This is a genomic window from Delftia deserti, assembly GCF_042653485.1.
In the GTDB taxonomy this organism is placed as follows: domain Bacteria; phylum Pseudomonadota; class Gammaproteobacteria; order Burkholderiales; family Burkholderiaceae_C; genus Comamonas; species Comamonas acidovorans.
On record NZ_JBHSIH010000001.1, the window covers coordinates 3,526,276 to 3,538,190 of the forward strand.

9 protein-coding genes are annotated in these 11,915 nt (G+C 70.0%); 7 read left to right on the forward strand and 2 right to left on the reverse strand.

Going from position 1 to position 11,915, the window contains the following annotated elements; genetic code table 11:
- Positions 1 to 14: 14 nt before the first annotated feature.
- From ACFPFG_RS17035 to ACFPFG_RS17045, 3 genes are all read left to right on the forward strand, one after another.
- Entirely contained in the window at positions 15 to 920 is a 906-nt protein-coding gene (locus ACFPFG_RS17035; protein ID WP_374618990.1) for a LysR family transcriptional regulator, read from the forward strand.
- A gap of 155 nt (positions 921 to 1,075) precedes the next feature.
- The gene (locus ACFPFG_RS17040) at positions 1,076 to 2,059 is read left to right on the forward strand and encodes a Bug family tripartite tricarboxylate transporter substrate binding protein (protein ID WP_380107520.1); all 984 of its coding nucleotides are present in this window, start codon (positions 1,076 to 1,078) and stop codon (positions 2,057 to 2,059) included.
- Between the two features lie 7 nt (positions 2,060 to 2,066).
- On the forward strand, positions 2,067 to 3,044 hold the full coding sequence (locus ACFPFG_RS17045) for a M14 family metallopeptidase (protein WP_380107522.1): 978 nt from the start codon (positions 2,067 to 2,069) through the stop codon (positions 3,042 to 3,044).
- Between the two features lie 21 nt (positions 3,045 to 3,065).
- On the opposite strand, the gene ACFPFG_RS17050 is transcribed toward ACFPFG_RS17045, so the two are convergent.
- Both ACFPFG_RS17050 and uvrA read right to left on the reverse strand, forming a co-directional pair.
- Positions 3,066 to 4,220, reverse strand: a complete 1,155-nt coding sequence (locus tag ACFPFG_RS17050) for an NAD(P)/FAD-dependent oxidoreductase (RefSeq protein WP_380107524.1) — start codon at positions 4,218 to 4,220, stop codon at positions 3,066 to 3,068.
- Between the two features lie 8 nt (positions 4,221 to 4,228).
- Positions 4,229 to 7,354 (reverse strand): excinuclease ABC subunit UvrA, encoded by a 3,126-nt coding sequence (uvrA, locus tag ACFPFG_RS17055; RefSeq protein WP_183021316.1) that lies wholly within the window; start codon positions 7,352 to 7,354, stop codon positions 4,229 to 4,231.
- A 273-nt stretch (positions 7,355 to 7,627) separates the two neighbouring features.
- Here uvrA and ACFPFG_RS17060 point away from each other — a divergent pair, with 273 nt between their 5' ends.
- The 4 genes from ACFPFG_RS17060 (at position 7,628) to ACFPFG_RS17075 (ending at position 11,892) form a co-directional block, all read left to right on the forward strand.
- Entirely contained in the window at positions 7,628 to 8,803 is a 1,176-nt protein-coding gene (locus ACFPFG_RS17060; protein ID WP_183021375.1) for an MFS transporter, read from the forward strand.
- Between the two features lie 160 nt (positions 8,804 to 8,963).
- Complete coding sequence (ssb, locus tag ACFPFG_RS17065; protein WP_012202749.1) at positions 8,964 to 9,530, forward strand: single-stranded DNA-binding protein; 567 nt, start codon at positions 8,964 to 8,966, stop codon at positions 9,528 to 9,530.
- 86 nt (positions 9,531 to 9,616) lie between these two features.
- On the forward strand, positions 9,617 to 10,114 hold the full coding sequence (locus ACFPFG_RS17070) for a hypothetical protein (protein WP_312378212.1): 498 nt from the start codon (positions 9,617 to 9,619) through the stop codon (positions 10,112 to 10,114).
- 323 nt (positions 10,115 to 10,437) lie between these two features.
- Positions 10,438 to 11,892, forward strand: a complete 1,455-nt coding sequence (locus ACFPFG_RS17075) for a SulP family inorganic anion transporter (protein WP_380107527.1) — start codon at positions 10,438 to 10,440, stop codon at positions 11,890 to 11,892.
- Positions 11,893 to 11,915: the final 23 nt, after the last annotated feature.

The window sequence follows — 11,915 nt, forward strand, 5'->3', positions numbered from 1 at the left end:
AGGGAAGCCCGGCCATGCAAGGCAAATGGCTGGAAGACTTCCTGCTGCTGGCCCAGGAGCGCAGCTTCACGCGCGCGGCCGAGCTGCGCCATGTCACCCATCCGGCCTTCGGGCGGCGCATCCGCGCGCTGGAGGCCTGGGCCGGCACGCCCCTGGTCGAGCCCGGCGGCGGCCCCGTGCGGCTGACGCCGGCCGGTGAAGCCTTCCGCGATACGGCCGAGCAACTGGTGCGCACGCTGGCCCAGTCGCACGATGAACTGCAGGCCGTGGCCGGGCGCCAGGCCCGCGTGATCACCCTGGCCACGGGGCGCACGCTGGCGCGCACCATCGTGGCCGACTGGCTGACGCGCCACGGCAGCGTGCTGCAGACGGCCGAGCTGCGCGTGGTCACACGCACGCTGGACGAGACCGTGGCCATGCTGCAGCGCGGCGAAGTCAGCTTCACGCTGGTCTACCACCACGCCGCCATTGGCGTGCGCCTGGATGGTCGCCAGTTCAGCTACCTGACGGTGATGCAGGACAGGCTGGTACCCGTGGCCCGCGCCGACGCCCAGGGCCGTCCGCTGTACGAGCTGTCGGCCAGCCACCAGCCCGTCGCTCCCGTGCCCTACCTGGCCTTCTCGCACAGCATGGCCCTGGGCCGCCTGGTGGAAGACCACCTGGCCCGGCATCCGCTGGCGCCGCGCCTGCGCCGCTGCGTGGACTGCGACTCGGCCGACGCCCACTACGAATACGTGCTGCGCGGCCTGGGCCTGGCCTGGATGCCGTGGTCCATGGTGCGCGGCGACTGCCAGGCCGGCCGCCTGGCCGTGGCCGGCGACCCGGGCCTGGAAGTGCACTTCGACGTGCGCCTGTACCGTCCCAAACGCCACCTGGGTCCTGCAGCCGAGCAGTTCTGGAACGACATCACGGGCGCCTGACGGGTGCATGGAGGCGCCCTCCTGGTGCAAACCCGCACCGCGCTGTGGAACAAGAGGATTTTGGTGCTGCAATGGCTCCGCCTCGTGCCGAATCAGCACCAAATGCCTGGGTAGTCCTTCGCACAATCAATCTCATACATTTCAGGAATAACCCCATGCCCAGCAACTCCCTCCTGCGCCGCTCCGCCCTGACCTGCGGCCTGCTGATCGCCGCCACCGGCAGCGCCTTCGCCGACGACGCCGCCAGCTACCCCAACCGTGCCATCACCATGATCGTGGGCTACCCCGCCGGCGGCAGCACCGACCTGGTGGGCCGCTTCGTGGCCGATGGCCTGGCCTCGCGCCTGGGCCAGCCCGTGGTGGTGGAGAACCTGGGCGGTGCCGGCGGCGCCATCGGCGCGCAAAAGGCCGTCAAGGCCACGCCCGACGGCTACACGCTGTTCGTGGGCGCCAACAACGAGCTGGCCATCGCACGGCTGATCAACAAGAGCATCAAGTACTCCATCGGCGACTTCACGCCCATCGGCATGATCGGCTCCCAGCCCATGGTGCTGGTGGCCTCGCAGAAGGCCGGCGTCAAGACCGCCGCCGAGTTCAGCGCCCTGGTGGCCAAGAACCCGGGCAAGTTCAGCTACGGCAGCTCGGGCGTGGGCACGGCACTGCACCTGGCCGGTGAAATGATCAAGGAGCAGGGCAAGCTGCACATGACCCACATCCCCTACCGCGGCGTGGCGCCCCTGACCACGGACCTGGTGGGCAACAACATCGAGTTCGGCATGTTCGTGCTGTCCTCGGGCCTGCCCCAGATCCGCGCGGGCAAGGTCATCGCCCTGGGCACGACGGAGGCCAAGCGCTCGGCCATCACGCCCGACATCCCGGCCCTGTCCGAGCTGCCCCAGTACAAGAATGTGGACATCAACGTCTGGTTCGCGCTGATGGCGCCCAAGGGCCTGCCCGCACCCGTGGCCGCCAGGGTCAAGAAGGCGCTGGACGAGACCATGGCCTCGCCCGAGTTCCGCAAGAAGATGGAAGAGGCAGGCTCGGTGGTGGCCGATCCCAAGACGGATGCCGGCAAGTACATCAACGCCGAGATCGCCAAGTACACCAAGATCGTCCAATTCGCCCACATCGAGAACTGAGCCAGCCATGGACGCTTTGCAATTTGACCTTCCCCTGCCCGACCTGAGCGCCTGGCGCGCAGGCAATACCGGTACCGAGGGCGTGTGGCAATTCGACTCGGGATGCCCGGGCCGCCACGTGATGATTTCCGCGCTGGTGCACGGCAACGAGATCTGCGGCGCCTGGGCCGTGTCCGGGCTGCTTCAGGCCCTGCACAACGGCCTGGCGCTGGACAACGGCCGCCTGACCCTGGTGCTGGCCAACCTCGATGCCTTCGACCGCTTCGACGCGGCCAGCCACGATGCCTCGCGCTTCGTGGACGAGGACATGAACCGCCAGTGGATAGACGCACGCATCGACGAGGGCAGCACCCGCGAGCGCCGCCGCGCCGCCGCGCTGCGCCCCTTCGTGCAGCAGGCCGACTGGCTGCTGGACCTGCATTCCATGCACGAGCCCTCGGCCCCGCTGCTGCTGACCGGCATGCAGCCGCGCAACCGCGATCTGGCACGCCAGATGGGCGCGCCGGCGAACATCGTCGTGGATGCCGGCCACAAGGACGGCACGCGGCTGCGCGACTACGGGCGCTTCGGCCTGCCCGACGCCGAGGCCGGCGACTCGCGCTCGCTGCTGATCGAATGCGGCTTCCATGGCGATCTGGCCAGCCGCGACGTGGCGCACGACCAATGCCTGCGTTTCCTCGAAGTGGCCGCCATCTTCGACAACGGCGCGCTGCACGCCGCCCTGCCCGGCTGGAAGCAGGCCGACGCACCGGCCCAGTGGGCGCTGGAAGTCACGGCGCCCGTGGTGGCCAAGAGCAGCGGCTTTCGCTTCACGGCGCCGTTCACGGGGCTGGAGCGCTTCGAGAAGGCCGGCACGGTGATCGGCGACAACGATGGCGAGCCGGTGATCACGCCCTATGGCGACTGCGTGCTGGTCATGCCCTCGGTGCGCCAGGCGCGTGCGGGCGTGACCGTGGTGCGCTTCGCCAGGCGCTCGCCGCTCTGAACGGCACGCTTCAGCCGAACCTCAGCCGCGCTGGCAGCGCGCGGGCGACAGCCGTTCAGGCTGCACGCCCTGCGCGGCCAGGCGCGCATCCAGCGGCTCGCCGCACAGCAGGTTGCGCGCCAGCAGGCTGTAGCCGAAGGCGCTCTGTATGCCGTAGCCGCCCTGGGCGGCCACCCAGAAAAAGCCCGGCAGCGGCACGGGCGAGGCGTCCCAGCCAATGGCCATCTCGCCGTCGGCCACGAAGCTGCGCAGCCCGGCCCAGGTGTGCGAGGGGCGGCGGATCTGCAGCGTGGTCACTTCCTCGATGCGCCAGATGCCCGTGGCCACGTCCAGTTCCTCGGGCGCCACGTCCTGCGGCGTCACGGGGTCGGCGTTGGCGGGCGAGCCCAGCAGCTGGCCCGCATCGGGCTTGAAGTAGAAGCCCTCGTCGGCGCTGATCACCGCGGGCCAGTGCGCGGCATCCATGCCCTCGGGCACGGCGAAGGTGAAGGCACTGCGCCGCTTGGGCACCAGGCCAATGGACGCTGCGCCCGCCAGCGCGCCCAGCGCATCGGCCCAGGCGCCGGCCGCGTTGACCACGCAGCGCGCACGCACCTGGCTGCCGTCGGCCAGGTCCACGGTCCAGACACCGCCGTCCTGCGCCAGCGCACGGACCTCGGCGCCGCAGCGCAACTCGCCGCCGCACTGGCGCAGGCCGCGCAGGAAGCCCTGGTGCAGGCCATGCACGTCGATGTCGCGCGCGCCGTCGTCCGCAAAGCCATCGACCAGCAGCGTGGTGTTCAGGCAGGGCACCAGGGCCTTGAGTTCATCGGGGCCCAGGCGCCTCGCCTGGGGCGAGTGCAGGAGGGCCTCGGCATGGGCGGCATCGAGCTGGTCCTTCTGCGCGGCCGTGCCCACATAGAGCACGCCGCGCGGCGCCAGGATGGGCGCCTGCACAAAGCCCTGCGGCGGCTGCTCGTAGAAGGCGCGGCTGGCGCGCGTCAGCGCCTGGACCTGCAGCGGGCCATAGTGCTCCTCATACAGCGCGGCCGAGCGGCCCGTGCTGTGGTAGCCGGGCTGGGATTCGCGCTCCAGCACCAGCACCGAGGCGCCGCCGTCGCGCGCCAGCTGCCAGGCCACCGAGGCGCCGGCCATGCCCGCGCCCACCACCACGAAATCACGGATGCTGCTGTCCATGGCCGGCCTCACTTTGCGTTCTTGCGGCCTGGCTTGGCCTGCGCGGGAGCCGCCGCTGCCTCCAGATAGGGCCGCAGATAGCGCCCCGTGTGGCTGGCCGGGTTGGCCGCCACGTCCTCGGGCGTGCCCGTGGCCACCACCTGGCCGCCGCCCGAGCCGCCTTCGGGGCCCATGTCGATGATCCAGTCGGCCGTCTTGATCACGTCCAGGTTGTGCTCGATGACGACGATGGTGTTGCCCGCATCGCGCAGCTGCTGCAGCACCTTGAGCAGCAGGGCGATGTCGGCGAAGTGCAGGCCCGTGGTGGGCTCGTCCAGGATGTAGAGCGTGCGCCCCGTGTCGCGCTTGGACAGTTCCTGGGCCAGCTTGACGCGCTGCGCCTCGCCGCCCGACAGCGTGGTCGCGCTCTGGCCCAGCCGGATATAGGACAGGCCCACGTCCAGCAGGGTCTGCAGCTTGCGGGCGATGGTGGGCACGTCCTTGAAGAAGGCATGGGCGTCCTCCACCGTCATCTCCAGGATCTGGGAGATGTTGCGGCCCTTCCACTGCACCTCCAGCGTCTCGCGGTTGTAGCGCTGGCCGTTGCAGATGTCGCAGGGCACGTAGACATCGGGCAGGAAGTGCATCTCCACCTTGACCACGCCGTCGCCCTGGCAGGCCTCGCAGCGGCCGCCGGCCACGTTGAACGAGAAGCGCCCGGGGCCGTAGCCGCGCTCCTTGGCGGTGTTGGTCTCGGCCATCAGGTCGCGGATGGGCGTGAACAGTCCCGTATAGGTGGCCGGATTGCTGCGCGGCGTGCGGCCTATGGGCGACTGGTCCACATTGATGACCTTGTCGAAATGGCCCATGCCGATGATGTCGTCGTGCGGCGCGGCCTCGCCGCCGGCACGGTGGATCTGGCGCGCGGCCTCGGTGTAGAGCGTGTCGTTGACCAGGGTGCTCTTGCCCGAGCCCGAGACGCCGGTCACGCAGGTCAGCAGGCCCACGGGAAAGTCCGCCGTCACGCCCTTGAGGTTGTGGCCGCGCGCACCCACCACGCGCAGGGCCTGCAGTTGCGGCGCGCCGGGGGCGGTTGCGTTGTCGGGATTGGCCGGGGGCTGCTGGGAGCGGGACGGGAAGCCCTTGGCCGCTGGCCGGGCCTCGCCCTCGGCCGTTGCCTCCAGCACGGGTTGCCAGGGCGTGCGCCGCGCGGGCACTTCGATGCGCTGGGTGCCCGCCAGGTAGCGGCCCGTGGGTGAATCGGGGTTGGCGCGCACCTCTTCGTAGCTGCCCTGGGCCATGACGCGGCCGCCATGCACGCCCGCGCCCGGCCCCAGGTCGATGATCTGGTCGGCCGCGCGCATCATGTCCTCGTCGTGCTCGACCACGATGACGCTGTTGCCGATGTCGCGCAGGTGCTGCAGCGTGCCGATGAGCTTGTCGTTGTCGCGCTGGTGCAGGCCGATGCTGGGCTCGTCCAGCACATACATCACGCCCGTCAGGCCGCTGCCGATCTGGCTGGCCAGGCGGATGCGCTGGGCCTCGCCGCCGGACAGGGTGTCCGCGCCGCGCTCCAGGCTCAGGTAGCTCAGGCCCACGTCGTTGAGGAACAGCAGGCGCGAGGCGATCTCGCGCACCACCTTGCCCGCGATCTCGGCCTTGGCGCCCGACAGCTGCAGGGCCGCGCACCAGGCATGGGCCTCGGCCAGCGTGGCGTGGCCCACCTCGTAGATGGCGCGGGCCTGCTCGCCCTCGCCGATGCGCACGAAGCGCGCCTCGCGGCGCAGCCGCGTGCCGCCGCAGTCGGGGCAGACGGTGACGCTGCGCAGCCGCGCCAGATCATCGCGCACCACGCTGGACTCGGTCTCGCGCCAGCGCCGCGTGATGTTGGGAATGATGCCCTCGAAGGGATGGCTCTTGACCATGGACTCGCCCTTGCGCGCGCCGCTGTCGAAGACGTAGCTGAAGGGCATTTCCTCCTCGCCCGAGCCCCATAGCACCACATGGCGCACCTTCTCGGGCAGCTCCTCGAAGGGCAGCTCCACATCGGTGCCGTAGTGGCGCGCCACGCTCTCCAGCATGGAGAAGTAGTAGCCGTTGCGCCGGTCCCAGCCCTTGACGGCGCCGCTGGCCAGGCTCAGCGTGGGGAAGGCGACCACGCGCTCGGGGTCGAAGGACTCCGTGCAGCCCAGGCCGTCGCAGCCCGGGCAGGCGCCCATGGGCGAGTTGAACGAGAACAGGCGCGGCTCCAGCTCGGGCAGCGAATAGCTGCACAGCGGGCAGGCGAACTTGGCGCTGAAGAGGTGTTCCTTGCCGCTGTCCATCTCCAGCGCGATCACGCGGCCGCCGGCATCGGCGCCACCCGCGCGCAGGGCGGCCTCGAAGCTCTCGGCCAGGCGCTGCTGGGCGTCGGCACGCACCTTGAGGCGGTCGATCACCACGTCGATGTCGTGGCGCTCGTTCTTCTCCAGCGCGGGCAGGGAGTGGGACTCGTGGATCTTGCCGTCGATGCGAAAGCGCACATAGCCCTGGGCCTGCATCTGCGCGAACAGCTCGGCGAACTCGCCCTTCTTGTTGCGCGCCAGCGGCCCCAGCACCATGAGGCGCGTGTCCTCGGGCAGGGCCAGGGCCGCATCCACCATCTGGCTGATGGTCTGGGACTGCAGCGGCAGGTTGTGGTCGGGGCAGTAGGGCGTGCCGGCGCGTGCGAACAGCAGGCGCAAGTAGTCGTTGATCTCGGTCACCGTGCCCACGGTGGAGCGCGGGTTGTGGCTGGTGGCCTTCTGCTCGATGCTGATGGCGGGCGACAGGCCCTCGATCAGGTCCACATCGGGCTTGTCCAGCCGCCCCAGGAACTGGCGTGCATAGGCCGACAGGCTCTCCACATAGCGGCGCTGGCCCTCGGCATACAGCGTGTCGAAGGCCAGGCTGGACTTGCCCGAGCCCGACAGCCCGGTGATCACCACCAGCCGGTTGCGCGGAATGTCCAGGTCGATGTTCTTGAGGTTGTGCGTGCGCGCACCTCGGATGGCGATGCGCGTTTGCGTCAGGCCTTGCGCCAGCGCCTGGCCAAGGTAGCGGCCGTCGGGCTGGGAGCGGGAGTCGGCGGCCCGGTCCAGGCCGCCGTCTTCGGAAATTGTGTGGGAACCAGGCATCGGGAAAACCCCTGCGAAGGCGAACCCGCCATGATAGGTCAGAACCCGCGCCACCGCATGGCGGCTCGGTCTGCGGGGCGGCAGGGCCTGCTGCGGTGCCCATTCACAAAACTGTCTTGCACTGCCCTGCATAACCCAGCCACCCCGCAGCGCTGGCCTATGGGCGAGAATGGCGGATTCCTTGCCCCCACAACAGTGCACCCCGTGCTCGATTCCCCCACACCCGTCCACGGCGCCCAGGCGCCAGCCCCCTCCTCGCCCGCATCGGGCCGCATGACCTCGCAGGAACGCCGATCCAGCGCCAGCCTGGCGCTGATCTTTGCGCTGCGCATGCTGGGCCTGTTCCTGGTGCTGCCGGTGTTCGCGCTGGAGGCCCGCAAGTACCCGGGCGGCGACGATCCGGCCATGATCGGCCTGGCCATGGGCCTGTACGGGCTCACCCAGGCCGTGTTCCAGCTGCCGCTGGGCCTGGCTTCGGACCGATTCGGGCGCAAGCGCGTCATCGTCGCCGGGCTGCTGGTCTTTGCCGCGGGCAGCCTGCTGGCGGCCACGGCCGACTCGCTGCCGGGCCTGATGTGGGGCCGGGGCCTGCAGGGCGCGGGCGCTGTCTCGGCCGCCGTGACCGCGCTGCTGGCCGACCTCACGCGCGACAGCGTGCGCACCAAGGCCATGGCCATGGTGGGCGGCAGCATCGGACTCATGTTCGCGCTGGCCCTGGTGCTCAGCCCCCTGCTGGCGGCCTGGGGCGGGCTGCCCGGCATCTTCGGCCTGACCTGCGCCCTGGCGCTGGCGGGCATTGCCGTCGTGCTCTGGGTCGTCCCGCCCGAACCCGCGCGCCACGCCGACCAGCCGCGCGGCCGCATGGCCGAGCTGTGGCGCCATGGCGACCTGGTGCGGCTGAACCTGGGCGTCTTCGTGCTGCACACCGTGCAGATGTCCATGTGGGTGGCCGTGCCCGCCATGCTGGTGCAGGCGGGGCTGGACAAGCAGGCGCACTGGCATGTCTACCTGCCGGCCGTGGTGCTGTCCTTCGCCGCCATGGGCGGCCTGTTCGCCATGGAGCGGCGCGGGCGCCTGCGGGCGGCCCTGCTGGGCGCCATCGCCCTGATCACCCTCGTGCAGATCGGCCTGGGCCTGCTGGCGGCGGGCGGCGCGCAGCCGCCGCTGTGGGCCATGGCCTTGCTGATGTTCGTGTTCTTCTGCGGCTTCAACGCGCTGGAGGCCACCCAGCCCAGCCTGGTATCGCGCATGGCCCCGGCTCCGCTGCGCGGCGCGGCGCTGGGCGCCTATAACACGCTGCAATCGCTGGGCCTGTTCGCAGGCGGCGCCCTGGGCGGCGCCGTCGCCAAATGGGCCGGCATGCCGGGCCTGTTCACCCTGACGAGCGTCCTGGCCGTGCTGTGGCTGGTCGTCACCTGGCCGCTGCGCCCCGTCGGCCGCCACGGCTGAACGGCGGGTTTTCAGACGGTTACAAGCCGGGGCAGCCGGCAGGCGCGCCCGGATATCCGCCCCCTGCCATCGGCGGACGGCTTGCGGCACAATGGCGCGTCTGGCCCGGGATCCATCCCTCTATGCCCGGGCCACTTCCCTATGTAAAGGTATTTCACTCATGGCATCCGTCAACAAGGTCATCATCGTCGGCAACCTCGGACGCGACCCCGAAATGCGCACCTTCCCGAGTGGCGATCAGGTGGCCAACGTGACCATCGCCACCACCGACCGCTGGCGCGACAAGAACACCGGCGAGAACAAGGAAGCCACCGAGTGGCACCGCGTGGTCTTCAACGGCCGCCTGGCCGAAATCGTGGGCCAGTACCTGCGCAAGGGCAGCCAGGTCTATGTCGAAGGCAGCCTGCGCACCCGCAAGTGGACCGACCAGGCCTCCGGCCAGGAACGCTACGCCACCGAAATCCGCGCCGACAGCATGCAGATGCTGGGCAGCCGCCAGGGCGGCGGCGGTGGCCAGCAAGGCGGCGGCTACGGCGATGAAGGCTACGGCGACAGCGGCTACGACGCCCCTCCCCAGCAGCAGCAGCGCCGTCCGGCCCCTGCCCCCATGGCGGCGCCCGCACCGCGCCAGGCCCCTGCCCAGCGCCCCGCTCCTGCGCCCATGGCCCCCCCGCCCCAGCGCGCGGCCTCGGGCTTTGACGACATGGATGACGACATTCCGTTCTGATCCGGACCATCAAGGTTCCTGAGCATCCAGACCCGCTTTCCCCGGAAAGCGGGTTTTGTTTTTCCAGGCGCCCGACGACAAATCCCATGCCCCTGCCGCGTGCCAGAACCCTGTTGTGGAGTCTTGTCCTGTGCCTGCCGCTGGCCGTGTTCGGCTGGCTGGCTGCAGCCCTCTGCCTGATCTCGCAGGAGGACTACACGCCCGAGCCCGGCAGCTTCACCTACTACATAGGCATCTCGTCCCTGGTGCGCCATGCGCCGCTGGTGGGCGCGCTGGGCAAGGCGGAGTACTTCGGCACCGTGGGCGACGGCAGCAAGCCGCCACACGGCCTGGTGTCCTATGACGTGGAGTTCGCAAGCATTGGCCCCGCCACGCACGCCTTCGATGCCTACCTGCTCGGCAAAGGCTATTCCCGGACTGCGGACGACGAAACGCCCGGCCCCTCCTACGGCATGGGGCGGCGCGTTCGCCATGCCAGGTACGCGGCGGCTTCGGGCGAAGTCGTCTACGTGGAAGTGGTGCAGGCCTCATCGGCCGAGCAAGGCCCTGTGCGCTACCGCGCCACCATGGCGCACTACGACTGATTGCGGCCAGGTGCCTGTCCCGCGATGGGCAGCACCGCCCCGTACAATCGCGGCCGTGATGTCAGTCCACCGGCACCGTCAACCAGGGGCTCGCCATGCGCGCAGCCGCGATGCCGCACGCCTTCACAGCTTCACGCTGGCCCGCATCGCGCGCGGCTCGCAGAGCCGGCGCTCGGGCTGCACCCGCCTGGCGCCGCCGTAGCACGGTCGAACAGCAAAAGCCGCCAGGTTTCGGGCATCTCCCGACGCCCGGCATGTTCATTCCCGTCTACAAAATCCTGCCCCGCCCTGTCAAACGCAGCGCGGCGGGGCCGGCCATTTCCATGTCGAAGCATCCCCATCCCTTTCGCGCCGAGTGGGCGCCCAGCATTCCGCGCGAGCTCATGGCCGGCGCCGTGGCCACCTTTGCGCTGATCCCCGAGGTCATCGCCTTCTCCTTCGTGGCCGGGGTCGATCCCGCCGTCGGGCTGTTCGCCTCCTTCATCATCAGCATCGTCATCGCCTTCACGGGCGCGCGCCCGGCCATGGTGTCGGCGGCAGCGGGCTCGGTCGCCCTGGTGGCCGCTCCGCTGGTGCATGCGCATGGCGTGCAGTACCTTTTTGCGGCCGGCATTCTTGCGGGAGCCGTGCAGATCCTGTTCGGCGTGCTGCGCCTGGGCGTGCTGATGCGCTATGTGTCGGGCTCGGTGCGCACGGGCTTCGTCAATGCGCTGGCCATCCTGATCTTCTCGGCCCAGATGCCGCACCTGATCGGCGCCAATGCCGCCACCTGGGCCATGGTGGGCGCCGGCCTGCTGATCATCTACGGCCTGCCCCGGCTGACCACGGCCGTGCCCTCGCCCCTGGTCTGCATCGTGGTGCTGACGGTGGCGGCGCATTGGCTGGACCTGCCCCTGAAGACGGTCGCCGACCTGGGCCTGCTGCCGGACGGCCTGCCTGGCTTCGGGCTGCCGCAGGTGCCGTGGTCGCTGCAGACGCTGCGCCTGATCGCCCTGCCCGCGCTGGCGATCGCCATGGTGGGATTGCTGGAGTCCATGATGACGGCCAGCGTGGTCGATGAACTCACGGACACGCCCAGCTCCAAGAACCGCGAGTGCAGCGGCATCGGCGTGGCCAACATCGCGGCCAGCCTGTTCGGCGGCATTGCCGGCTGCGCCATGATCGGCCAGACCGTGGGCAATGTGCGCTACGGCGGCCGGGGCCGGCTGTCCACGCTGTTCGCGGGCGCCTTCCTGCTGATCCTGATGGTGCTGCTCAAGCCCTGGGTGTCGCAGGTGCCGGTGGCGGCGCTGGTGGCCATCATGGTGATGGTGTCGGCCTCCACGCTGGACTGGGGCTCGGCGCGCGCCCTGCTCAGGCATCCCAAGCTGTCCAGCGCCGTGATGCTGGCCACCGTGGTGGTCACCGTGGCCACGGACAACCTGGCCGCCGGCGTGGGCGTCGGCGTGCTGCTCAGCGGGGTGTTCTTCACCTTCAAGGTCTCAAGGCTGCTGTCCGTCGAGAAGACGCAGGACGATGCGGGCCTGACCTACCGCGTCTCGGGCCAGGTCTTCTTCGCCTCGGCCGACCTGCTGGTCGATTCCTTCGATGTGCGGGACATCGAAGGCCGGCCGGTGCGCATCGAGCTGACCGACGCCCATTTCTGGGACATCACGGCCGTCAATGCGCTGGACAAGGTCTGCCAGCGCCTGCGCAAGCACGGCAGCACGGTCGAGGTGACGGGCCTGAACGAGCACGGCCGGGCACTGGTGTCGCGGCTGGATATCGGCATCGAGTAGGCCCGCGGCCATCACCGGGCGGG